The 24,074-nt window shown below is 39.6% G+C and carries 24 protein-coding genes; 1 reads left to right on the top strand and 23 read right to left on the bottom strand.

Translation table 11 applies throughout. The annotated features are described in order from the left end of the window. Positions 1–68: 68 nt before the first annotated feature. From PBAT_RS20000 to PBAT_RS19960, 8 genes are all read right to left on the bottom strand, one after another. The gene (locus PBAT_RS20000; protein ID WP_068652227.1) at positions 69–1,286 is read right to left on the bottom strand and encodes an SLC45 family MFS transporter; all 1,218 of its coding nucleotides are present in this window, start codon (positions 1,284–1,286) and stop codon (positions 69–71) included. A gap of 3 nt (positions 1,287–1,289) precedes the next feature. Continuing rightward, positions 1,290–2,027 carry a glycerophosphodiester phosphodiesterase gene (locus PBAT_RS19995; RefSeq protein WP_068652225.1) on the bottom strand — a complete coding sequence of 246 codons (738 nt, stop codon included), beginning with the start codon at positions 2,025–2,027 and terminating at the stop codon, positions 1,290–1,292. Positions 2,028–2,221: 194 nt separating this feature from the next. Beyond that, a complete protein-coding gene (locus PBAT_RS19990) occupies positions 2,222–3,379 on the bottom strand; it encodes a cation:proton antiporter (protein ID WP_068652223.1) in 1,158 nt (385 codons plus the stop codon). 235 nt (positions 3,380–3,614) lie between these two features. Then, complete coding sequence (locus PBAT_RS19985; RefSeq protein WP_068652221.1) at positions 3,615–5,675, bottom strand: methyl-accepting chemotaxis protein; 2,061 nt, start codon at positions 5,673–5,675, stop codon at positions 3,615–3,617. 493 nt (positions 5,676–6,168) lie between these two features. Beyond that, a complete protein-coding gene (locus tag PBAT_RS19975) occupies positions 6,169–6,699 on the bottom strand; it encodes a hypothetical protein (RefSeq protein WP_068652218.1) in 531 nt (176 codons plus the stop codon). Positions 6,700–6,741: 42 nt separating this feature from the next. Continuing rightward, on the bottom strand, positions 6,742–7,026 hold the full coding sequence (locus PBAT_RS19970) for a DUF6509 family protein (protein ID WP_068652216.1): 285 nt from the start codon (positions 7,024–7,026) through the stop codon (positions 6,742–6,744). 134 nt (positions 7,027–7,160) lie between these two features. Next, positions 7,161–7,721: an SLOG family protein gene (locus PBAT_RS19965; RefSeq protein ID WP_068652214.1), complete on the bottom strand. Its 561-nt coding sequence runs from the start codon at positions 7,719–7,721 to the stop codon at positions 7,161–7,163. Between the two features lie 199 nt (positions 7,722–7,920). Further along, entirely contained in the window at positions 7,921–8,970 is a 1,050-nt protein-coding gene (locus tag PBAT_RS19960) for a chymotrypsin family serine protease (protein WP_338045665.1), read from the bottom strand. 773 nt (positions 8,971–9,743) lie between these two features. Here PBAT_RS19960 and PBAT_RS19955 point away from each other — a divergent pair. Continuing rightward, positions 9,744–9,926 (top strand): uracil-DNA glycosylase, encoded by a 183-nt coding sequence (locus tag PBAT_RS19955; RefSeq protein ID WP_068652307.1) that lies wholly within the window; start codon positions 9,744–9,746, stop codon positions 9,924–9,926. Between the two features lie 117 nt (positions 9,927–10,043). Here the strand turns inward: PBAT_RS19955 and PBAT_RS25660 are convergent, their stop codons facing one another. The 15 genes from PBAT_RS25660 to PBAT_RS19885 all read right to left on the bottom strand — a co-directional run bounded on the left by PBAT_RS25660 (position 10,044) and on the right by PBAT_RS19885 (position 23,639). Continuing rightward, positions 10,044–10,217, bottom strand: coding sequence for a hypothetical protein (locus tag PBAT_RS25660; RefSeq protein WP_169810143.1), 174 nt, complete (start codon positions 10,215–10,217; stop codon positions 10,044–10,046). Positions 10,218–10,452: 235 nt separating this feature from the next. Then, positions 10,453–11,148: a copper homeostasis protein CutC gene (locus tag PBAT_RS19950; RefSeq protein ID WP_068652210.1), complete on the bottom strand. Its 696-nt coding sequence runs from the start codon at positions 11,146–11,148 to the stop codon at positions 10,453–10,455. Positions 11,149–11,220: 72 nt separating this feature from the next. Beyond that, a complete protein-coding gene (locus PBAT_RS19945; RefSeq protein WP_068652208.1) occupies positions 11,221–11,934 on the bottom strand; it encodes a GntR family transcriptional regulator in 714 nt (237 codons plus the stop codon). 9 nt (positions 11,935–11,943) lie between these two features. After that, positions 11,944–12,960: a sugar kinase gene (locus PBAT_RS19940; RefSeq protein WP_068652206.1), complete on the bottom strand. Its 1,017-nt coding sequence runs from the start codon at positions 12,958–12,960 to the stop codon at positions 11,944–11,946. Further along, positions 12,953–13,708 carry a 2-dehydro-3-deoxy-phosphogluconate aldolase gene (dagF, locus tag PBAT_RS19935; RefSeq protein ID WP_068652204.1) on the bottom strand — a complete coding sequence of 252 codons (756 nt, stop codon included), beginning with the start codon at positions 13,706–13,708 and terminating at the stop codon, positions 12,953–12,955. Before dagF ends, PBAT_RS19940 begins: the two co-directional genes overlap by 8 nt. A gap of 1 nt (position 13,709) precedes the next feature. Next, positions 13,710–14,813, bottom strand: a complete 1,104-nt coding sequence (locus PBAT_RS19930) for a DgaE family pyridoxal phosphate-dependent ammonia lyase (protein WP_068652202.1) — start codon at positions 14,811–14,813, stop codon at positions 13,710–13,712. Further along, positions 14,791–15,891: an amidohydrolase/deacetylase family metallohydrolase gene (locus PBAT_RS19925; protein WP_068652200.1), complete on the bottom strand. Its 1,101-nt coding sequence runs from the start codon at positions 15,889–15,891 to the stop codon at positions 14,791–14,793. Before PBAT_RS19925 ends, PBAT_RS19930 begins: the two co-directional genes overlap by 23 nt. A gap of 250 nt (positions 15,892–16,141) precedes the next feature. Continuing rightward, a complete protein-coding gene (gene trhO, locus PBAT_RS19920) occupies positions 16,142–17,029 on the bottom strand; it encodes an oxygen-dependent tRNA uridine(34) hydroxylase TrhO (RefSeq protein WP_068652305.1) in 888 nt (295 codons plus the stop codon). A 57-nt stretch (positions 17,030–17,086) separates the two neighbouring features. After that, positions 17,087–17,728, bottom strand: a complete 642-nt coding sequence (locus tag PBAT_RS19915) for a helix-turn-helix transcriptional regulator (protein WP_068652198.1) — start codon at positions 17,726–17,728, stop codon at positions 17,087–17,089. 49 nt (positions 17,729–17,777) lie between these two features. Continuing rightward, complete coding sequence (locus PBAT_RS19910; RefSeq protein WP_068652196.1) at positions 17,778–18,716, bottom strand: bifunctional riboflavin kinase/FAD synthetase; 939 nt, start codon at positions 18,714–18,716, stop codon at positions 17,778–17,780. 74 nt (positions 18,717–18,790) lie between these two features. After that, entirely contained in the window at positions 18,791–19,159 is a 369-nt protein-coding gene (locus tag PBAT_RS19905) for a globin domain-containing protein (protein WP_068652194.1), read from the bottom strand. A 215-nt stretch (positions 19,160–19,374) separates the two neighbouring features. Beyond that, positions 19,375–20,640 (bottom strand): MFS transporter, encoded by a 1,266-nt coding sequence (locus PBAT_RS19900; RefSeq protein ID WP_068652191.1) that lies wholly within the window; start codon positions 20,638–20,640, stop codon positions 19,375–19,377. A gap of 112 nt (positions 20,641–20,752) precedes the next feature. Continuing rightward, complete coding sequence (locus PBAT_RS19895) at positions 20,753–22,021, bottom strand: MFS transporter (RefSeq protein WP_068652189.1); 1,269 nt, start codon at positions 22,019–22,021, stop codon at positions 20,753–20,755. Positions 22,022–22,235: 214 nt separating this feature from the next. After that, on the bottom strand, positions 22,236–22,991 hold the full coding sequence (locus PBAT_RS19890) for an SDR family NAD(P)-dependent oxidoreductase (protein WP_068652188.1): 756 nt from the start codon (positions 22,989–22,991) through the stop codon (positions 22,236–22,238). A gap of 330 nt (positions 22,992–23,321) precedes the next feature. Continuing rightward, positions 23,322–23,639: a winged helix-turn-helix transcriptional regulator gene (locus PBAT_RS19885; protein ID WP_068652186.1), complete on the bottom strand. Its 318-nt coding sequence runs from the start codon at positions 23,637–23,639 to the stop codon at positions 23,322–23,324. Positions 23,640–24,074: the final 435 nt, after the last annotated feature.

Genomic DNA, 24,074 nt, shown 5'->3' with positions numbered 1-24,074 from the left:
CCTAATATTAATTATAACTTCAAATCCTTCTTAATCCAATTACTTTACAATGAATAATTTCAAAATAGTTAAACACCCTTTGTCGGAACATCATTGTTCGGTACACTTAAGGAAATATTTCTTTGCCTAACCATCAGCATAAACGCTAATGCTACCAACATACTTAACGATGCACAGTAAAACAATATAGCGTAACCGAAGCTATCAATCATCATACCTAGAAGTGGTGGAGAGGATATAGCTGCCAAAGAGGATACCAAGTAATACAGCCCCGTCCGCGTACCAATACTCTCTTCTTTTCCAGTTGAAATGATGAAAGGATACGAATTGATATTAATGCATGCCCAGAACATCCCGCCAATAAGCAACAGAATACGAAGCACAAGTAAATCATTCACAAAGATCACGAGTGCAAAGACTACAAACAGACCACATATGCCTGTAATAATCATTTTAAATTTACCAAATCGGTTACCAAGAAAGCCACTTGGAATAGCAAATGCCACAAACGCTAATGAGAAGAAGGTCAGAGAGAACGATGAAGCTTTCTCACTAAGTCCTAAATAATTTTTGCCATACAGAGTAAATAATGTCTCAACACCTTGATAGGCAACGAACCAGAAGAAGATCGCTGCTAATAACAATACTGTTGTGCGGTCGAGTTGTCCCTTCAATGATATACGTGGTTTCTTTCCAAGGATGGTCGTATCCAAAGATGTAATCACAGAATCTCTTGATTCCCGTATGGTGCGTGAGACAACCCAAAGACAGATAAGAGTCAACAGTCCGGCAACAATAAAGGGTAACGATTGATGGTAGTCATACAATATAGAGCCTACTCCAAATGCAATGACAGCTCCTACACCACCCATGAAATTAATGATCCCATTTGCTTTCGTACGCTTATTCTCTAATGTAGTATCAGGCATCAACGCCACCGTAGGTGATCGATACAAACTCATGGACAGATTCATCAGTATCATAAATAGTAAGAGCGTGAAGAGCCCCGTGTGGAAGGGAATAATAGCTGTAAAGATCGCAGCCAAGGGCATTCCAATAAGTAAATAAGGCATTCTTCTACCGTATCGCGTTGTCGTACGATCACTTCTATTACCTATCCATGGCTGTAGAAATAGAGCAAAGTAATTATCGATGGTCATTAAGAATCCGACGACAGCTACACTCTGTACATAATGTTCAAGAAAAAAAGGAACAAAGGCATTATATAATGCCCAGGTAATGCTAATACTAAAGAACCCAAAACCTAGGAGCCATGTCTTCTTCACACGTCACTCTCCTCTATTGGATAATAATTCAGCGAGTCGCTCAGGATAATCCGTTATGATCCCCGCGACACCAGATTCTATAAGAGCTTTCATCCGCTCTGGATCATTGACAGTAAAAGGACAATATTCCTTACCATGTTCAGTAGCTTCAGCTACAAACTCAGGTAGTACGGCAAAATGGTTAGCATGAAGGGCATCCGCACCTATTGTTGAAGCATAATCCCACGGACGATAGAGCCCTTCCATATACAGAATTCCAGTCCGAATATCACTTGCAATACTCTTGCAGAATGCTAAAGAGTAATGATTAAAGCTTGAGAACACAACCCGATCAGCCATCTCATATTTCCGTACAAGATCGATTACCTTTTCCTCCATGCCTGGATACATGAAAATGCCATTTTTTAATTCAATATTTAGTATGGTGTCACGTTGATGAAGCAATCTCAACAATTCTTCTAGTGTAGGTATTCGTTCGCCCTCGAAGGAATCTCCGAACCAAGAACCAGCATCTAATACAGATAATTGTTCAAAAGTCATGTCTTTCACATACCCCGAACCATTCGTAGTTCGATTGACCGCTTCATCATGGATCAACACCAAATGTCCGTCTTTGGTCATCTGAACATCCGTTTCAATCCCTGTTGCTCCAAGTTCAAGACTCTTAACAAAGGCGGCCATCGTGTTCTCAGGACATACTGCTGATGCTCCTCGATGCGCATAGTTGATTACCTTCTTCATCCTCCGTTACCCCCATATATCATAATTATCTATCGTTAATATTATAGTTTCTATTGTAGTGAAATACATCATCAGAATGTAAAAAATGCCATCTCAATTTCGATAAGCAATCTTGATGAACTGTAAAAAAACAACCTCAATCTAAAGATTCAGATTGAGGTTGTTTCTGGAACGATATTTAAGATATGTGATACTTATTTCTCTTTTACAGTAAGCGGCTCACGAAAAAAGTATTTCAATAATGGAGGAGTTACCAACGTGGTGAGAATAACCATGATGATGACTGAAGTGTAATATTCCGGTAAAAGAAGACCAGCCTCCAGTCCTGTTGCCGCTATAATTAGAGCAACTTCACCTCTCGAGATCATTCCTGCTCCGATGGCAATCGAAGACTGTCTACTAAATCCAGTCATACGTGCCCCAAGTCCTCCACCAATCCATTTGGTCATAATGGCTACCAATGTGAGTAAAATTAGAAATCCAATTTGTTGTCCCACACCCACAAACGATACGTTAAGTCCAACACTTACGAAGAAGACAGGGACAAATATGGAATACGCAATCGGTTCTATTTTCTGTTCCACAGCGTGTCTAAATGATGTCTGTGAAATCGCTATGCCTGCTGCAAATGAACCTATAATACCTGCCATACCCATCATTTCTGCAAAATAAGCAAAACCAAAACAAATAACTAAGGCTGCTGTAATCGTGGCTTCGGTTACTTTCAACTTTGAGAGTAGCTTCATGATCTTCGGTACAAGGAATGCGCCAACGACAATAATAATGACAAAGAATAATACTTTCTTACCGATAAGTAACCCAAGGTTCACATCTGCTCCCGTTCCGAGTAAACTCATCATTACGGCTAACAGAATAACAACCAACACATCATCTACTACCGCAGCTCCCAGAATTGTCGTACCTTCACGGGAATTCAGCTTATTCATATCTTTAAGCACTTGGGCTGAAATACTAACGGATGTAGCACTAAATATAACCCCCATAAAGAGAGCGTAACTACTAGGGAACCCGAATAGTTCAGCGACAGCAAACCCTCCGACAAAGGGAAGGAATATCCCCCCTACCGCAACAGCAAGAGCTGATTTCCAATCCTTCCGAAGTTGATCCACATCGGTTTCTAAACCTGCTATAAACATAAGCAACAATACACCGATTTCAGACATGTAATGAATAAAGTTACTATCATTTGGAATCCAACCTAATACCGCTGGTCCTAACACAACACCAATAATTAATTTACCCAATACCGCAGGTTGACCTAATCGAACAGATAGATCTCCCGCTACTTTCGTAAAGAATAAAATAAGTACAAGATACAAAATAAATTCCATACTCCATCTCCCTCTCTATAACTAAAATGCCCTCAAATATTGCTTCTTATGAGAATGACTACAACAAAAAAAGAGGATCCCCTAAAACCAGGACCCCCCAAAAATAAACAGGAGGAGCCCTTGGTGACAGGCTCCTCCGTAAATCAACACAAACATATAATTAAGCTTATGTTCTAATTATAAAGAAAACTTATAATTTTGTAAACCTTTTTACATTTACACTTGTCTTAGCAAGTTACTTTATTTTAAATCGTGACGCTGCTTCCATCAACTCTTGGCTCAATTTATCAATGATTACGACCATATCCGACAAACTTTGCACCATAGCTGATTGATCCTTGATCGTAGCTGTTACTTCTTCTACGGATGCAGATACTTCTTCTCCCGAAGCTGATAGACTTTGTGCAGATTCTAACACCGTATTCTTGTTATTCTCAATATCCGTCACTTCATCAGCTATCGGTCTTATTTGATCTGTTATCTCAACAACATTGTGCCATATCGTATCAAACGCTGTTTCCGTTTGACTAACAAATTCATTCTGCTTGATTGAGATATCTCTAATTTCTGCCACACTCTGATTATTCTCTACAACATACTGAAGTGTTTGTTCGATAATAGCATTTATCTCACCCGACTGCTTCGAGCTCTGTTCGGCCAGCTTACGAATTTCTGTAGCAACTACCGCAAAACCTCTTCCATACTCCCCTGCTCTTGCGGCTTCAATCGAAGCATTTAGTGCAAGTAGATTAGTCTGCGCTGCAATGTTCTGTATCGCACCTGTAATGTCATTGATGTTCCTTGAACTCTCTTCAAGTCGGGATGTAATGGAAGAAATCTTACGTACTTCTTCTTCATTCTTCTGATTGTTCTGAATCAAATGACCTATAACCTCTTTGTTGCGATCAAAGACATCAATAATATCCTCTGCGCTATCTTTAACAGACTGTGATCTCGTATTGATATTGTTGATCTTGTCACCTATCTCATTAAATCTATCTACGATTTGCTCAGTGTCATTAGATTGAGATTCCGTGGCTTTGGCAATCTCCATCGTTGTTGTAGCTGTCTCTTCAATCGAATTCGCTGTTTGCTTCGATGCTCTCTCCAACTCTTGTGTGCTCATATTGAGAACATCAATTGTACTGTTCATGTTAGTAATGAGCTCTCTATTCATATTTACCATCACATTAAAACTATCCGCTAACTCCTTGAACTCACTGGTGTACCTTCCCTCTGCTGAAATCGTTAAATCACCAGAAGCTAATTGTTTGAATAGGTTCGTAAGTCTTGAGATCGGCTTTGTAATGATCCTAGATATGATAATTCCAACTATACAAGCAAGGATAAGAGCAAATATAGTCACCACAGCAATCTGTCGGAACAATTGCTGTAACGGTTTTTGAATATCCTGATAACTATCTTCGACGACAACCGTCCAATCTGCAATTGGAATTTTGGAGTATCGCATATATTTGTCAGGGTAATCAATATTATCCCGTAATATAGTTTCCGTTGCTGTCTGTTTCATTAAGTCGGCCATTTCGGTTGCTTCCACCTTCTGACTAACCAATGATTCATCTTTAGAATGATATACAACAGTTCCACCGCGACTGATGATATATATAACACCTTCTTCATTGATGCTAATTCCATCAAGCTGTTCAACAAAAAGGGATGCGTCTATATTACTAATAAATACGCCTAATACCGTACCATCATCATCCTTAATGGGTTGTGCAAATACAACGATTAGACTATTTGTCGATTTCGATAGAAGGGCATCACTAACAAAGAATTCCCCCTTCATCGCTTTCTGGAAATACTCTCGTTCTGCGACGTTAATTCCAATCGACTTCGGACTATCACTTGCAACAGCTATTCCTTGTTTATCCAATATTACTAAGGTTTGAATACCCGCAGTTCCTTTTATACTTTCCGCTAGAATGTTATTCGATTTAGTGAACAGTTCATTTTGCGCAGATAAGAATTCTTTATCAGGAAGGTTTCCTTCATTTCTTGCTTTCAATAAATCTTTAAAAGAATTATGAAGAGTTAGCAAGTATGTTGACTGTTTCTCTAATTTAACCGTTGAGTATAAATTCTCCCCAATACGATCCGCATTTGCATTCATTTCATCTTTACTTTTATTAAGAAGTAAATTAGACCCCGCCAGATACAACAAGGTACTTGTTCCAACTAGTACAACAAGAACAAGAATACTCACATATAGGGGAAGCTTTATTCTTAATGATGTATTCCTTATTCTCTGATTCCATTCACTAAATTTCTTCATCTGATATAACCCCTCTGCTGTGTCAAAATAATAATTGATATGATAATCATCACACTTTTAATAGATATCGGACGAATTATGTCATTATATAAGTACAAAATTAGAATAATCGTCACTCCACTAAATAGAGGGAATTCAGCTGTCAGTTAACTTTCGGTCTAATTTTGTAAAAAAGGAATCTATTTAAATTGACTTTGTTTGCCCTAATCCAAGGTGAACAAATATGGAGGGCGACAGCTGCAAAAGGTTCGAATCTATTGGTAGAACAAGAAATTCTTTATAACTCTGAACAGAAAAAGTTGCCCAGAATCATTCTGGACAACTTTTTTATTCATTACAATAAAAAGACATCCCAAAATTGTTATCCACAATTTGGAATGTCTTATCAACATTAATATCTACTTATTAACATTATATACCTCGTTTATCCACATAATTATCCTAGTTATTAACATTCGTGTTAACAACTAACGGTTTATATGCCTATTGAGACTTATGGTGAGACAATACAACCCCATCGATGTTGATATTCCTCAAGCTTAGGATGAACATCATGGGGTGCGTGTGTTAATAGAAGCCGAATCTTAACAATCCATTCATCAAACGAAGAGAATGAAGCAATTAGATTCGCCATCTCTGGCGTTATGTACAGAAAATACGGCGCTTTATATTTCTCCGATAGGAGCCGAAGAGCAGAATCCATAGGTGTATATTTCTTCCGCTTTCCTTCCCATCCTTCAACCGAGACAGTCTTAGTGTATCCTCGATCATGCTTCCACTCAAATAACCGCTTCTCTCGCTTATGAAAAGCACTTACCGGTCCCTTCATCATCCGTCTTACAGTTTCCTCATGTAGAGGATACAGCACAAGCTTATCAAATGAATATTGCTCCATACTTTGGACTGCAAGATCTAGTTGAACATCCGTAGTGTCTTCAAAAGTATCATAGTAAATTAATGTGCCCTTTTGTTTCTCCTCTTGCGGTTCATGACCAAATGGTACGGATATATTGTTCCGGCTCATGCTTTTACCTCCTATAGCGAGTTAGCTAACGGTATGTACCTTTTAAGATAAGTGCTCTTTACAAAAAGTATCAACCAATTCAAGCTCATCATCTTCCAAATCAAATTCAACATATTTCTCTGAAGTTCTTTCATGAAGTTCATATTTCACGATGCCTGTACGAGTCTCTTCAACTGTGTAAATCACTCTTACATTCAATCCGTTCTCGAAATATAATTCATCGTCCTCTGGAACATCCAGTTCAAGAATGAACTCGTAGCGATCTCCGGTCAAAATCTTAAATGGGTCTTTAATCAATTTCACTGTATGATTCGTAATTGTTAACATATCGTCATCCTTTCAAATCCCTTAAGAGGGGAACAATACCTCATCATACCATTAATATGATCTAAATTGAATGTTCGATCCAAATACATCAGACTCTATTCCTATAGTATTTGTTATTTATTCCAAATTAATCATTAATTATAATCCATACTTAAGTTTTCTTCATCCGCAATGCTTTGAATATCCTCTGGACTGATATTCATATAACGATATCCATCTTTATCTTGCTTTCTTAAGGCTTTCTCTTTAAAAAACTTTGGACTTCCTTCCCCTGCATCTTCGTCATACAAGAGTAAGATTCCATCTGTTTTTCTGAATAATAAATCATCTCTCGCTGTGAATTGCCAAATTCCGTCGTATGCTTGCTTACTCACCGCAGCAAAATAATCTACATGATGTAAGATGCCATTATAGTAGTCTTTTTTGGTGTCCTTCCATTTCTCTTCTTGATTCAAGAACGCTGTGATGATGGATAGTTTCAATTGAGGATATTGTTCCTTCAGCTCGATAACGGCCTCACATGCCCATAGATCAACTCCATATTGACCCGGCGTGATCACCCATTCGAGTCCCTCCTCAATGAGCGGAATCAATTTCCGAATGATGGCTTTTTTGATATAAGGAATACCTTTATGTTTCTGATCATGAATATTCAGTTCATGTGCCCGATAACCTGTAACGAGGAGATTTTTCATTTCTAAGCTCCCTTTGATTTCTTTGATTTCGTTAAAGACTTTGCAACCCGTCCACTTCAATCTTTTTAGTATAGGTGTCCTCTTCGTCGCTGTCCATGATTACAACGCAATGTATAGATTGAATAACAGTATACGATGTCACTACGATGACAATTCGTCCTCTTTATAGGAAAAAGAACCTAGCCCAAGGCTAGGTTCTTTACCACTTCTTGCTTCTAGCCTGTAATACCTTTAATGATGCAAGTTCTCTTGCTGTAAGTTGACGGGCATAAGAATGTGGTGATTTATCCTTCTTTACTCTTTTGACGTATCCAGCTCCATCGGGACGTGCTACGCGAGTCTTGAATATCTTCATCGCCCAATTGACCGGGAAGGCTACCGATACACGCCCATTGTTACTTCCTGCAAAATTCACAGCCGCCGCATAATTATCACGCTCTCTTAGCCACACAGATCCCGAGTCTCCTGGCAAAGAGACTGGATTCCTTCCTCTAACTACCGTCTGGCTCTTAAAGCTAAGAATCCCTAGACTCTCACCATAATCAATTTGAATATCAGTATTTATAGAATCCACAACACCTCTTACCAACCCCGTTGTACGACCTACTTTCTTAAGCCTCTCACCTATTCGATAGGTCGTTACATACCCAGGGAGAACATCCACCGTTGCATATCGAGGACTCAACAAACGGTTGGTTCGTGGAATAGCTAAGGCTATATCTACCCAGTTACTTTTGTTTTTCTGTAACTTTACATATCGATATAATCTACCCACAGTATCTCTTCCTAATTGTCCATTGTCTGCCCCCCCAGGCTGTAATGTTTCTGTTACCGCACTGGAATTAGTAGGGTTCAAGACATGATTATTGCTAAATATATAACGTTGACTAGCATTAGGTACATTCGTGACAATCAGACCTATACTACCAGAACTAACAACAGTTCCAATACTATAACCAGCTGGGATTGGGCGTATTCTCTTTTTATAATCAACATAAGCTTGTATCTTTCCTGATTTCACGTACCTAACAGGCACAGTTACTGCTTTCCCTTTTGTCGTCATGGTCAGAGTGGATGAAAGTCTAAGCATTGTGGGAGACAGTGAATTGGTATAGATGATGACAGCTGCGCCTTTCTTAGGATTCCTCGGATCACGATAACCCACACCAATACCATGTATTTCAGATCTTGCTAACATTTGACGAGACATTCGTTCTTTCATTGCATGTGCCGCTAAAAAAGTGGCCAATATCCATCACCTTTTCCCATTTGATACGCTATTGTATTCGACGTGATGTATTTGTTCATAGGCATTTCAAACATTTATAAAAATAGATGATACCTGAGCTGTTCCTGATATATCTTCGTTATATATTGAATCCGCTTTCTATTCATCTAATTTACGTATTTGTTTTATGTCACAGAATGTTCAATAATTAATAAAAGACACACAATATTCACAATTAATTTGTGAACAATTTAAGGAGATGACGTTATATGGTAACCCCTAAAAGTAAACGTGACAGTCAAATATTTCTTATCTTTGTAGGTATCGGTGTATTTTATGCCGCATTTTACAGTATATTTATTCTGTACTCCATTCATGGGCAATAACAATAACTTATTTCATAGAACTCATTGAGCGACAATGACTATTGGAAGTATCGTTCATGATGCTCGCTCCCTAAGCGATCTCCATTAATGAGGTTAACGAATATATCTTATATTCATTAACCTCATTAATAGAATCGCTTTTTTCATTTATTAACGACACTTAGTCATAAGATTGCAAATAGACTCTGCTCATAAGGCAAGAGTCTATTTAACTGGTTTCCCTCCATACTGTTTCATTAATTGCTTACATTGTGGATTCAAATAATACCCTCTAATTCTAAAATAAAGAGAAATCTCTCGTGCTTTCAATTTGGAGACAAGAGGGATTAGTTCTTTATAAAATTATACTAACACTTGTTTGATGTGAATCAGTATAATGAATTCATCTTATATGATAGAGAGGTACATATGTCTGAATCACAACGTATTGATTGTACGAAATGCTCCTTTTATTACGTCACCTGGGATCCACAACTTCCTAAAGGCTGTAAAGCTTTCGGATTCAAAACAAAAACCATGCCAAGCACCGCTGTTCTTTCTTCTTCTGGCAGACCTTGTATGAATTTCGAACTCAAAGAACGATTACGTTAGCTGCTTTCATTCAGTATCTAATTCCAAAATTATAATCTATTAAGAAAAAAGAAAAAGAGCCAAGGAATACAGGGTTAATTACCTGGATTTCCTCGACTCTTTTGTACTCATGTGCAATTAAAATGTTTCTGCATTTTTTAGCGCATGGTCCCAACTTGGGAAATAAAACAATGCATTCCGCATTAACTCCGGATCACTTTGCTTCACTTGTTTCTTCCCTACTGTTTCTCCATTGGATTGAAGCTTCCTGATGCGCTCAATAACCTCATCGGCTCCTAGCGTAACGTCCATTAGGTTTCACTCCTTTCCTACTTCCGATCTCCTCCATAATTTCCCCATTTATTTCTTGTTCTATACAAACCTCCTGAGGATCATTAGGAATATTATAGATATCCCCTCGATTAGACGGTGCGTGACAACAACACTTGTAATCTCACTCATTTGTATAGAACAACAAAAAAAGATGCCTTCAATGCCCTGTTTAACAGTGGGATTGAAGGCACCTTCACATGATGAGGAAGTTATATTACCTTATCGATTGATTTAAAATGGTACGAATATATTGCAACCTCTCCGCGTCAAATGCTTTCATAGGGTCGCCACCTTGTCTTACGGCTGAACCGAAATGAACGCGGCTTACGCCGGAGTGTTGAAGGAAAGATTCGAGGCTTTGTCCAGTTAAGCCTGCACCTGCCAAAATCGAAATGGATTTACCAACTGTCATACGCTCAAGCTTCGCAAGTTGATCTGCACCTTCAAGTGCAGAATCACATCCTCCAGATGTAAGTATATCTGTTATCTGTGGATAACGCAGGAGTACATTTAATGCTTCTGTTTGATCCCGAACCTCATCAAATGCACGGTGGAAGGTAACCTCCATATCGTCTGTTGCATCCAAAAGGTACTGCAGATTCAATTCATCTATCGTTGCATCTTGACTAAGCATCCCTATGACAATCCCCAAACCTCCAATAGAACCAATCTGCAAGATATCACGTCTCATCGTTTCGATATCTTCTTTATCATAATAGAATGAGCGGGCATGAGGCCTCACCATAACCCGTACGGGGATAGACACTGCCTCCCTAACTCTTTCTATAAGTCCGATACTCGGAGTCAAGCCACCTTCACGTATAGCCGTGATCAGTTCAATACGATCAGCGCCTCCGCGTTCTGCCATAATGGCATCCCCTACTGTGGTAGCAATCACTTCTAACAGCATTTCATTGACCTCCTTTGATCCTAACCATAATCATATGTGCCGCTCTGATGATACTCCGCATGAATCTATCCCTTACAAATCGTAGCTGACAAGGTAATGCTGCAATTCCGTATTATAATGTCCAATACTATATTCAATGACTCTACCTTCGGAATCGTAAGAGTACCTGAGCCTCTTTAATAGAGGTGTTCCCTCCGGAGTACCAAGCAGGTTCTCTGTTTCCACAGATGCAATTGCAACAGTAAATCGGTCCCTAAAGTTCTCCAGTTCAATATTGTGTTCTTCGATGAGATCATATAAAGACTGGATATCTAACCCTTCCAAATCTACATTTGGAATATCGGAAGTAAGAAAGTGAACGTAATGGATGTACGGCTGCCCATCTAAAATATAAAGTCGATCCACTCTTACGCACTGCTCTCCAAACATCTCGAATAATTCCGTATCTTCATCATTACGAACCAATTCTGATCCCAGTAATCTTTTCTCGATTTTATGACCTTCACCGACTAATATTTCCGTAAAGTTCTTTCCTTTTGACCACTTGGTGAATGAGGTGTTGCTAATAACCTTCGTTCCTATCCCGCTTCGCTTGTCCACATATCCCTCTTGCACAAGCTTTTGAATTGCATTACGAACCGTCATCTTGCTGACATTAAATTCGTTCTCCAATTGTGGTTCTGACGGGATAATGCTTCCGAGTGGATACACACCTTGCAAAATACGATCTTTAATAATCTTCTTTATTTGGAGATATAAAGGACCTTTTTTGCGTGTAATAGCCATGCATTGTCACTACCTTTCCACATCAAACGCTTTATCCGTCATCGCTTGAAACACCTCTGCTTCAGTCGAAGTTGGTGTATCACCAACTACCGTATGAGCCAGCATGGCGGCAGCTGATGCAAAAGCTATTGTACGTTCTGTTGTAAATCCGCTCGCTTCCCCATGAATGATGCCACTTGCGTAAGCATCTCCTGCTCCAATGCGATCATATACAGAGAACGTTAACATTTTTGAAAATTCAAATGCGCCATCTTTATACATATAACCTCTGAGTGAATGTGTATTATCACGATTTACTAAGCGGTGTGTACCTGCTATTACAGTTATACCATACTTCTCGGCCACTTTCGGTATAAGGTCCTTGAGTTGTTCCAATGAATCCACTTCCTGTGTTTCCATTCCTAAGGTAAGAATGGCATCCTTCTCGTTCATCATCACAATATCCGCTAACGCGAGCATCTCATCATAATGCGGCTTTGCTATTGTATAGCCATCCGTACCCCAGAGGGACGGACGAAAGTTGCAATCGAATACGACGGACTTGCCTTTACTCTTTACTTCCCTAGCAAATTGCTTCATCTGGTCTCGTACTGAATCATTCATAGCCAATGTAATGCCACAAAAATGAGCAATATCGATTTCTTCGGAAATCTTACTGAAATCATAGGTATCCGGTGCAGATGTGTTAAAGCTACTTCCAAGTCTATCCGAATACGTCACACGGCTCGGACGAGCGCCGAACCCATTCTCTAGAAAGTACATGCCGACATATTTCCCGGCCCTGCTGAGGAATGGCGTTTGAATTCCGAGCTTGCGTAAGTAGGCTATTGCCGCTTCACCAATGGAATTGTTGGGCAGTGTAGAGACGAGATATCCTGAATGACCGAACCGGGATAAAGCGGAAGCGATATTTACCCCTGTTCCGGAGAAGGAATATTGTAGCGTACTTGCTTGGGTAAGTGACTCATAACCCGGAACTTGCATCCGCATCATGACCTCTCCGAATGCCGCGATCCGCTTAGCCATGGCTATCAACCAGTTTCTTCACAATGTCATATAATACTCGCACATCATCTATATTCGTGCTCCCTGTTTCTTTATCAATAATCGAAGAATAGACGTGCGGAATCACCTGCTGAACACCTGCTGCTAGAGCAATCTCCAGGATTTCCTCGAAATTATCCATATCAATGCTACCCGTCGGTTCCAGCGCGAATCCCTCTTCTGCGCAAGCTTGTGCCACTGCACGATACTCGTCTACGAACTTCAGACCTTGCATCGGATAATACTTTAGCGAATTCCCTCCCATATCGCGTACGAGTGCAATTGCTGCTTTCACTGGAACTATGGCTTGTTCCGTGTGCGCTGCGCTAATGGGTCCCGCAGAGATATTCACATAACCTACACGTCCACTTGGAGATACAAGACTGTTAACCCAGCTATCTCGACCTTCAAGATTAGCACGAGTTGCTCCAACAGCAGGGAACACTTGATTAATATGCGTCCCCCCATAACTCTTAGCAATTTCAGCAACCACTGATGCTTGACGATTATCGCCTGCTCCAAGACCGATCGAAACAGCATCGTCAATAGCTGCTCCATACTCCTTCATCGCTACGACGGCTTCTTGTGCATTGGGATAACTCTTAGATAATACGCCGACCACAACATGCCCTTCTGCCGCATCAAAAATCTCCTTTGCATTCTGGATGCTATTTGTCAGTACGTTAAGTGCCACACGATTTTTATAAAGGCGTTTTTCCATTTGAGTCATATTAATTACCTCCTACGATTTCTTGGATTGTTGTTGCAATAACCTGAATATCATCACCTTGTAAAGGACGCGGATCGATGTCAAAGTATCCTTGCCGAACACCGTAATCACGGGTATATATCGCAATACTGCCATCACGAAGCTGATCATTCACTTCTTTAGCTGATTTACCCGCGACTTGCGAATCAATATGAATTCGACCACGGTAGATAGCTCTACCCGCTTCATCTTGCACGACAGATACCTTAATACCAGGATGTTGAGACAATGACATTAATGCTTCCAATGATGCTTTTTCTTGTTCACTCTTATCTTCTTTGTTCATATATTCATCCAACGCCTGAAGCAATCCAAAAGTAGTCTCTTTGCCTACTTTCATACTGCGACCGATCGCATGGAGTTGTACCTTTAGCCAGTCAATGTAACAGCGTTTACCGCCAACGATACCCGACGTTGGTCCTTCTATTGCTTTGGATCCACTGTAAATTGCCAGATCGGATACCTGAACATACTTACGGATATCTTCTTCTGCTGCGGCATCTACAATAAGAGGAACGCCACGACGTTGCGCAATCTCCCATGCTTCTTCAACGGAAATCATATTCTTCTGTACGCAATGATGTGACTTCACATATAAAATAGCTGCCGTATGCTCAGAAATAGCATCTTCAATATGTTCCTTGCGCCCTTCATTGGCGTAACCTACTTCAGTGATTCTTCCACCACCCAAATAGACCATGGTTTCCACAGGAGCTCCATACTGAACATTATGGCCCTTGAGCATGATGATCTCGTTCTTCACGATTGGCTCCTGATGAAGCCGTTCACTTCTGCGGCGGTTCCCCTGCGTCACAATTGCCGCTACAGAAAGTGCGATTCCGCTGGATGCCGAATTAACGACAACGGCTGCTTCCGACCCTAGAATATTTGCTATGTAATCTCCCGCTTTATCGACCAAATCGGCAATTTCTACATACTGTTGGCCACCTTGCTTCATGGCTTCCATAACCGTATCCGTCGGTGCCGAGACACCCAGAATACTCATACGTCCACTTGCATTAATAACCCGCTTCAGACCATATTTAGCATTTAATGAATGTGCCATTCACAATCGCTCCTTTTGCTTCAATATAGGTATTTGCAATTCGTTGTTCACCTTCGGAATCCGTTAGCGTAACCGCCCCTTGATTGACAGCAAACAGTGTAAGATTAGCTGCTTCTCCAGGCTGAATGCGTCCCAGCTCTGGCTTGTTCAGCCACTCCGCCGCATGAATTGTCACCGTATCGATAACCTCTTTCAAGCTGTAGCCCAAGTAAAGGAACTTCGTCAGCACACTCGACAGACTATACACCGGACCATTCACACGATTACCACGATAAATATCCGTACTGATTGTATTTGGTCTGATACCCGCACGCTTCGCAGCTTCCGCTACTTTGAATGAGAAACTGGCCGTTCCGTGTCCAACATCAAGATGAACGCCCCGTTCAACTGCATCTAACAGTTCTTGATGCGGCTGCCCATCCACATCGAACAGATTATTCGGCTTGCCATTCAAATAATGAGTTATGATATCCCCTTCTACAAGCAAAGCCAACACATCTTGGACTCTTGGGGGTCCCGAACCAATATGAACCATAATCGGAAGTGACATCTTCTCTGCTAGAATTCTAGCTAGTCGAAGTGGCTCAATCCCAGTGTCTTTAACGACGCTCTTGCTAATGCGCGCCTTCAATCCTACGATAATATCCTGATTATCGAGAATGGCTTGTGCTGCTTTCTCTAGATCAATCCATTCTAATCGGGACAATTCATCCACTTGTAGGAGACCAATGTGGGAAATATTCAGCATAGCGAACAAATTCGTCTGTGCCTTAACCCCACTAGCCCGAAGATGTGCTATTCGATCTGCGCCACAACTTCCTGCATCTATAATGGTTGTTACCCCTTGCTTAACACCTATCTCATCAATCTCATCACCATATGGATCAAAAGCTGGAAACGCATGTACATGCATATCAATCCATCCGCTAGAAACATATAAGCCCGAACAGTCATAACCGTCAACACCCGTTGCTCCGCCCGGGTTCGTCACTTCGACAATCTTATCGTTCTCAATGACAATATCCACAGGCTGTTCATTGACAAGCTTAGCATTGCGCAGCACTAATCTGTCTGTCACTCGCTCTCACTCCTTAATGGCATAACTACTTACTCTATTTCTATATCACATATCCATAGCGTTCATTGCCTAATGAACTCAGAATAACACAGGCAATGAGCTAAGTAAATATAACGTTATAATGTTTAATTCATCTTCATTGGTGTTTGAACTTTCCGCATTAGACGATGTATTAACGATTCATCAGAACTCAAATAAGCCCCAAAGGGAACACCCTTTGGGACTTATTACACGCTATGGAATGATCTACTTATAGTGCGTGTTCAATCTCTTTACATTCGCTCGAACAGAAGCCTTGCATCTCCTCTTCGCAATCCTCGCAACAAATGTACTGCGCATCACAGTCGTTATTCGTACAGTTAATATAATGCGCGGAAGGTTTGTGACAATGTTTACACGCCGTTATCAGCGTATCTTCATCCGTATGGTTGATCGTTACCGACATACGCTCGTCAAATACATAACATTTACCATCAAACAATTTGCCTTCGACTTCTGGGTCTTTCCCATAAGTTACAATGCCGCCATCTAGTTGGTAGACATCCGTGAAACCTTGATCAAGAAGTACGCTAGTTAATTTCTCACAACGAATACCACCCGTACAATACGTCAAGATCGGTCTATCCTTAAATTCACTTAAATTCTCATTGATCCAATCAGGAAATTCTTTGAACGTTTCAACCTCTGGTTTGATCGCATTGCGGAAGTGTCCAAGATCATATTCGTAATCATTTCTTCCATCAACGACGATGACATCGTCTCTTTGTAGATACTCATGAAATTGTATCGGATCCAATCGCTTTCCACTTGTGACAGCAGGATTTATAGGGTTCTTATACTCCAGAGTCACTAATTCTTTTCTATGTCTTACAAAAATCTTTCTGAATGCATGTTCCTCCGCCGGATCTATTTTAAATTCCATATCAGAATACAGCGGATTACTATGCATCTCTCGCATATAAGCCTCTGTTTGCTCTATAGTTCCTGATATCGTACCGTTTATGCCTTCATCTGCGATTAATATCCGTCCCTTTACCCCTAGGCTTTTGCAGTATGCCAAATGATTCACGGCTTCCTTCTCGGAATTAGTGATCTCTACGAACTTATAGAACAACAAAATTTGATATTTATCCACAATATTTCCACCTTTCAATCTAATACCTAAAAACAGTGATATGTCATCGACATCTCACTGTTATTTTTCTGTTTTCTTTTTAATTAAATAAGTGCATCGTTGTCCGCCCTTGGCAAGACATTCCGTTCTCTCAACTTCTGCATCGCCTAGCAAAGATTCAAACAACTTCAACTCACAAAGGCACGCATGTTGATACTTTGTTGCCACTTGCTCAATGGGGCAATTGTGTTCTTTTAACAGAAATTCTTCATCATTAATCTTTTCCCACTCGACCATATAACCGTTGTCGTTCTGAATTTCTGCGAGTGTCGAGACCCGATGTTCAAGATTCTTACCTTCCATACTCGTATCATATTTCTTAACCATTTTATTTTTACGCCCTTCAAAGAGCTGTTCAATAGCTGGTTCTCCAAAACTATCAGTGAGTTCATCTAATAATTCAAGTGTTAATGTATGATATTTACGCGGAAAGAAACGATCACAATGTTCGGTCAAACAATACACAGCCGTAGGTCTACCCATGGATTGCCTTATCGTCTTGGATGAAATCAGATTATCTCTTTCTAACGATTGAATGTGGCGTCTGACAGCCATAACGGTTATTCCTAACTCTTCTGTAAGATCTTTTGTACTTAATTCACCTTTCGTTTTAAGGAGTTGAAGAATACATTCCCTCGTCGAAAGTTGCCTCTTATCTAACATTGTCAATCATAATCACCATCCGATAAACGTTATATTTTACACCCCGACTTCATACATTTTCGAAAAATACAAATGCATCACGTTCATCTAGCTTCATTTGTTCTACCAACTCATCAAGGTCAGAGAATTTAATCTCTTCACGTAGAAACGAAACAAATGATAGCGATACTTTTTTTTCGTACAAATCACCAGAATAATCTAATAAGTAGGCTTCAATTAAGTATGTTTCTCCTTCGACCGTAGGACGGTAACCAGCACTAATAAGTGCATTCCGACGTTCCTGGCCATGATCGCCATTTACGATCTCGGCAATACCTAAGTACACACCCGGTTTAGGGAGGACATATTGAGCTACTTCCCCTCCTAGATTGATCGTTGGAAACCCTAATGTTCGGCCTAAGGCTTCACCATGGATTACGTTTCCTCTCACAGTATAAGGTCGACCCAATAGACCTTGAGCAGCTACCACCTCGCCATTCTTAATAAGCGATCGAATCGCGGTACTATCTATCTTTTCTCCAACTTCTTTTAATAGAGGAATCACCGTAACTGGAATACCTATTTGTTTACAAAGTCTAATTAGATCAAGCGTATCTGATTCTCGTGCTTTCCCTAAGTGGAAACCTTCCCCAACTACGATGTGTTTAATGTTCAATCTGCTTAAATGATCTAACACAAATTCTTTTGCCGTAATTTGAGCATAATCTTTAGTGAAATGAATGTTATAGAACCTCTTCACGCCATCGTTCTGTAATAATTCCATTTTATGATGCACCGGTGTAAGTGACTTGTCATACGCTGGGTCCTTCTTCACAATCCAAGAAGGATGTTCCGAGAAACTCATCACAGTTAACATGCCATCTTGAAATTCAGATGCCGTATGTAAAAGCTGTGAGTGACCTCTATGCACGCCGTCAAATTTGCCTATGACTAATACTATAGGTGTTGAATCTTCTGGGGGTTTGGACGTAATTTCAATATACTCCACATTATATTCCTTCTTTTACTTATTTATTGTGATCCATGAACAGCACTCTTTATTAGTCTCTCACTTAAGAAATCTTAGGAATTAACGAAAAAGTAGGCGGAAACCCTCAATCGTTCAATGACTGCTTCTCGAATGAGTTCAGAATCAACCGTTTCTTCGAGTGCTTGGCTCATACATGATAACCATGCATCCGCGTGTATTGGCGTAATCTTAAAGGGCATATGGCGCGCTCTCATTCTAGGGTGTCCAAATTCGGATGTATATAGATCAGGTCCTCCAAAGAACTGACTTAGAAACATTTCTTGCTTATCCATTGTAGTCGAAATGTCCTTTGGAAATAATGGTGCTAACAAAGGGTCCTTCAACACCTTGGGGTAAAAGGACTCTACTAATTTGCGTACGCCTTGCTGTCCGCCAAGTTCATCAAATAAGATCACGGGCATGCCCTCCAGTTTCTTTATATCATTCTATTATTATCATTTATGAAATACTCTCATAAGTATATATTGTATACAGCAATGTTGACAATGTATAGTGTTATACCAAAACTTAATTCATTTAATCATTGATGATATAACATATTTATAATAGAAGAAAAAAATAGCGCATAGTCGATGATCCATCGGCATGCGCTGTTTATAAGTGGCTTTAGATAGGGTTAATTCCATAATCCTGCTGCTTCTAATTTCTTCTTACCTATAAAGGCATACGTTACAGCTAAGATGTTGATGAGCATCATAGCAGCAATCGCATATAAAATCACGGTAAAGCTACCTGTAGTGTCAGCAATAAAACCGTAAATAGGAAGAGCAACCATAGCTGCAACGGCTAACCCCATAACAGCAGTTGAATAGATTTGACCGTATTCTTTATTACCGAATAAAGCCGTTGTAAGTAGCGGACCTAAAGTACCCACCGAAGCAACCACGAATCCATAGATGCAAATAGCAATCGTGAACATGGTTTTGTTGGAAGGAACCGCTATAAGAATAATGACAGGTATTAGTCCTAGAATCATCGCACAGATTGCCGTGTTCTTGGCACCAATTCTATCTGTCAATAAACCAAATGATAAAGCGCCAAACAGAGTACCAATCTGCCATCCACCCATTGCGGAACCTGCAAATGATACATCATAGCCTACGCTCATGGCAAATGGGGCTACGTATTGACTAAAACTACTAATCGCAGTTATACAGACGAAGAAGATAACCAGTGCAAAAAATGCGGATGATTTGCGTGCAACAGATGCGGTAACACCTTTAGCTACTGTTGTTTGAGTAGTGGAAGGCTGATCTGTGGTTATTTCTTCACTGCCTAATGCTTGTAGACCTTTTTGTTGTGGAGCCATTCTAATTGTTAACAATACGGTAGGAATCACGATGATCATAACTAACAAGCCTAGGAAGATATACGTGTATCTCCAACCTTCGCTAGAGATTAAGTTACCCGCCATAGGTTGAAGGATCGCTCCGAATAAACCTCCTGAAGCCACCATAATACCCATTGCCAAGCCGTTATGCTTTTTAAACCAGTTATTAATCAGGATAGGGCCTGCCATTTGACAGACAAAGACGGAACCCATAGACATTGGAATACAGAACAAGTACCAGCCCCATACGGAGTTCATAAGTCCGAACATAGCAAATGATCCAGCTTGTAAAATAACACCTAAGATTAGTATCACTCTAATATTAAATGTAGCCATTAACTTACCTGCGAAGGGTAGAAAGATCATGGTAACAATGGCAGAGATACTGAAATATAAGGACAAACTTCCCATTCCAATACCTAGGTCTTCCGTAACTGGGCTTAAGAATAAGCCACCTGCTGTCATAACACCGCCTCTGGCTAGACCTACCATTATTGCTATACCCAGTAATACCCACCATGCAAAGTGAATTTTTCTCTTTTGCTTACTCATTTTGTGAAAGCCTCATTTTTTTATATTTAAGCACTAATAAATAACTTTAATTGGCATAAAAAAAGAGAATTCCCAGAGGGGCATCTCTTTTTTTGTTATATAAGTGATTATTTTAGTTCCAGTGACCTGCTTGTTCTAATTTCTTTTTACCTTTGAAAGCAAAGGCAATTGCAACAACGTTGATAAGCAACATAACGCCAACTGCATAAAGAATAGAAGTATAACTGCCTGTGATATCAGAGATGAATCCGTATGCTGGTAGAGCAACGATACCGGCAACAGCTAGTCCCATGACAGCAGTTGAATAAATTTGACTGTATTCTTTATTACCAAATAATGCTGATGTAAGTAGGGGCCCTAATGTAGCGATAGATGCAACTACGAATCCATAAATAGCAATTGCTAATGCAAACATCGTTTTGTTAGTACCAACCGTTACGAGCATGATAACAGGTACTAATCCTAAAATCATTGCAAACATTGCCGTGTTTTTTGCACCAATTTTATCCGTCAAGAATCCGAACGTGAGTGATCCAATAAGTGAACCAACCATCCATCCACCCATTGCAGTACCACCAAATGCGATATCATAACCCAAACTCATAGCGTATGGCGCTACATATTGACCAAAACTTCCGATAGAAGTGATTAGGAAGAAGAATAGGACCAAGAAATAGAAAGCAGATGATTTTCTTGCGATCGCTGCTGTAACACCTTTATTTACCATACCTTTAGGAGCAGTAGATTTATCCTCACTCTTCACTTCGTCCATACCAAGTGGTTGTAAACCTTTTTGTTGTGGAGCCATTCTAAGTGTTAGAATGATCGTCGGAATAAGAATAACCGCAACTAATACACCTAGGAAGATATAAGTATATCTCCAGCCTTCGCTAGAAATAAGGTTACCTGCCATCGGTTGAAGGATCGCTCCGAACAAACCACCTGAAGCAGCCATAATACCCATTGCTAAACCATTGTGCTTTTTAAACCAGTTATTGATCAGTACTGGACCTGCCATTTGACACACGAATACCGAACCAATAGACATTGGGATACAGAACAAGTACCAACCCCATACGGAGTTCATAAGACCGAACATTGCAAATGATCCCGCTTGTAAAATAGTACCCGCTATGAGTACCGTTCTAATATCATATTTACCCATCAATTTACCTGCGATAGGCAAGAATACCATTGTAACAATTGACGAGATACTAAAGTACAGGGACAAGCTTCCCATCCCAATGCCTAAATCCTCGGTAACAGGTGTTAAGAATAATCCCCCTGCTGAGTTAATACCGCCCTTCATAAGACCGACCATAATAACGATTCCTACTAATACCCACCATGCGAAATGAATTTTCTTTTTTGTTTGACTCATGTTGCATCCCCATTCTTCTACTTATCTATATTGTTGTCTTTTATATTTCACAGATAGCTTTAAATCCGTATCTGAGAGCTATTTTTGCAAAAAAAAATACAGCTTGAATAATTGTTTTTGAAATAATTCCTACTAATCTTTGCATTACAATATGAATGCCCTTTATAGGAAAGGGCATTCCATTCAATAATTCATATGATTAGTTAAAGATAAATTAGCGTAATTTAATAGAACCGCCATCTACCATAATCGTTTGACCCGTAATATAATCAGAATCTTCGCTTGCTAGGAATACCGCAACACGTCCGATATCACTTTCAAGTTCACCAAGTCTTCTCATAGGGATCTTAGCTAGCATACCTTGATAATACTCTGGGTTTTTCTCTGCCCATTCAATCAATCCAGGTGATTTAGCAATTGGGGCAATGATGTTAACATTGATACCAAATGGACCGAATTCATTTGCAGCTACACGTGTAGCTGCACGAATAGCTTCTTTTGCTGCAGCATAAGAAATCTGATTTACATCTCCGTTAATTCCAGCACCAGATGCAAAGTTAATGATTTTCCCTTGTGTTTCTTTTAAGTAAGGTAGTGCTGCTTGCATGAAGTAGAATGTTGGATAAAATCCTGTGTTGAAGGATAGATCAAAATCCGCTTGTGTTGTTTCAGCGATTGAATTCATTCTTGATGCATGCGCATTATTTACTAAGATATCTAATTTGCCGAACTTATCAGCAACTTGTTTAACAATACCAGCTAATTTATCATGTTCTGCAAGATTTGCCTGAATGAAAATGGATTCCGGTGCATACTCCTGTAATTCCTTAATGGTTTGCTTACCAGCTTCTTCATTCAAGTCGATAATAACAACGGTTGCTCCTTCTTTTACGAAAGCAGTTGCCATTCCTTTACCAATACCACCAGCAGCGCCAGTAAGGATGGCGATTTTTCCTTCAAGCTTTTTCATCATTCAATCCCCTTTATAGCAAAATAATTTATAAGTATCAAACGACTAAATTAATTTTGAAGTAACTACATGTTCCCTGTTGCATTATAGACTTCTACGAGTCCGGACTGCATGTTTGTACCTGTTAAAACTAAATTAATCGAAGTAACTTTTTTTATTTAAGTTACTTTATGTAACCATAGTAACCCCAATAATCTATTGTGTCAATAATGTGAAATATAACACAAAGATATCATAAAAATAACACATCTTAATCACAAACATATTAAAGAGTCCATATAAAAAAGCAGTTCATCTCTTTATCAAGAAGAACTGCTTTTCGCATGTATACTATAACCATTTATTAGACCATACTTCAACTGGCTTTAGAGCAACTGCTAATTCAGTACCCATTCTAGTTAAAGAATATTCTATCCGCACAGGGCGGTCAGAAATCACATTTCGTATTACAATACCGCAATCTTCAAGTTCCTTCAGCCGCTCATTCAGCATTCTTTTGCTTAATACAGGTATACGCGCATGCACTTCACTAAATCGCTTTGGCTCATCAACCAACGTATAAATGATTAGCCCCGACCACCTCTTCCCTAAAATTTGATAGCCTTTTTCTATTCTTTTGAATGCTTCGTTGTGCACTTCTTTAGTCATGACTGCCCCCCCTTGATAGGTGCTACTTTATTAAACATGTGACAATTAATAACAAAGAAACTATTTGTATCCTTTGATAGTACCATGCAATTTCTTCCTTATAAAGCTAAAAATGACCTTATAAATAATTAAGAGACACATTATTGGCACAAAATTTAAGTATCTGTACTTTGATAGAAAAGCCAAACTTTCAGTATATAAATATAGATTTGTCAGTAAAAGCATAAGTATATATATACATAAAAATGATCGTACTGAATAATTATTTCATCACTAGATAAACGACCATAACTGTAAAATCCAAGTTCACTGAAGCAAGTGATGAGACCCTAAAAAAATACCAAATGCTTTAGGAATTACAGGAAAGTATGATAAATGCGCATGATATAACAAGTGTGTCATTCCCCTGACTTTCATACCATGTTATTGACAATC

The organism is Paenibacillus antarcticus, from assembly GCF_001637225.1.
Lineage (GTDB): Bacteria > Bacillota > Bacilli > Paenibacillales > Paenibacillaceae > Paenibacillus_AQ > Paenibacillus_AQ antarcticus.
This window is presented reverse-complemented; position numbering and strand designations above follow the sequence as displayed.

What these genes read in the sequence shown, in the direction of transcription:
- PBAT_RS19915 (WP_068652198.1), bottom strand. Translation starts at nt 17,728, where the DNA reads ATGTTAGATAAGAGGCAACTTTCGACGAGGGAATGTATTCTTCAACTC.
- PBAT_RS19940 (WP_068652206.1), bottom strand. Translation starts at nt 12,960, where the DNA reads ATGGCTAAGCGGATCGCGGCATTCGGAGAGGTCATGATGCGGATGCAA.
- PBAT_RS19905 (WP_068652194.1), bottom strand. Translation starts at nt 19,159, where the DNA reads ATGCCCGTGATCTTATTTGATGAACTTGGCGGACAGCAAGGCGTACGC.
- PBAT_RS19900 (WP_068652191.1), bottom strand. Translation starts at nt 20,640, where the DNA reads ATGAGTAAGCAAAAGAGAAAAATTCACTTTGCATGGTGGGTATTACTG.
- PBAT_RS19890 (WP_068652188.1), bottom strand. Translation starts at nt 22,991, where the DNA reads ATGAAAAAGCTTGAAGGAAAAATCGCCATCCTTACTGGCGCTGCTGGT.
- PBAT_RS19995 (WP_068652225.1), bottom strand. Translation starts at nt 2,027, where the DNA reads ATGAAGAAGGTAATCAACTATGCGCATCGAGGAGCATCAGCAGTATGT.
- PBAT_RS19955 (WP_068652307.1), top strand. Translation starts at nt 9,744, where the DNA reads ATGTCTGAATCACAACGTATTGATTGTACGAAATGCTCCTTTTATTAC.
- PBAT_RS25660 (WP_169810143.1), bottom strand. Translation starts at nt 10,217, where the DNA reads ATGGACGTTACGCTAGGAGCCGATGAGGTTATTGAGCGCATCAGGAAG.
- PBAT_RS19990 (WP_068652223.1), bottom strand. Translation starts at nt 3,379, where the DNA reads ATGGAATTTATTTTGTATCTTGTACTTATTTTATTCTTTACGAAAGTA.
- PBAT_RS19985 (WP_068652221.1), bottom strand. Translation starts at nt 5,675, where the DNA reads ATGAAGAAATTTAGTGAATGGAATCAGAGAATAAGGAATACATCATTA.
- PBAT_RS19970 (WP_068652216.1), bottom strand. Translation starts at nt 7,026, where the DNA reads ATGTTAACAATTACGAATCATACAGTGAAATTGATTAAAGACCCATTT.
- PBAT_RS19930 (WP_068652202.1), bottom strand. Translation starts at nt 14,813, where the DNA reads ATGGCACATTCATTAAATGCTAAATATGGTCTGAAGCGGGTTATTAAT.
- PBAT_RS19885 (WP_068652186.1), bottom strand. Translation starts at nt 23,639, where the DNA reads ATGACTAAAGAAGTGCACAACGAAGCATTCAAAAGAATAGAAAAAGGC.
- dagF (WP_068652204.1), bottom strand. Translation starts at nt 13,708, where the DNA reads ATGACTCAAATGGAAAAACGCCTTTATAAAAATCGTGTGGCACTTAAC.
- PBAT_RS19965 (WP_068652214.1), bottom strand. Translation starts at nt 7,721, where the DNA reads ATGAAAAATCTCCTCGTTACAGGTTATCGGGCACATGAACTGAATATT.
- PBAT_RS19950 (WP_068652210.1), bottom strand. Translation starts at nt 11,148, where the DNA reads ATGCTGTTAGAAGTGATTGCTACCACAGTAGGGGATGCCATTATGGCA.
- PBAT_RS19895 (WP_068652189.1), bottom strand. Translation starts at nt 22,021, where the DNA reads ATGAGTCAAACAAAAAAGAAAATTCATTTCGCATGGTGGGTATTAGTA.
- PBAT_RS19945 (WP_068652208.1), bottom strand. Translation starts at nt 11,934, where the DNA reads ATGGCTATTACACGCAAAAAAGGTCCTTTATATCTCCAAATAAAGAAG.
- PBAT_RS19975 (WP_068652218.1), bottom strand. Translation starts at nt 6,699, where the DNA reads ATGAGCCGGAACAATATATCCGTACCATTTGGTCATGAACCGCAAGAG.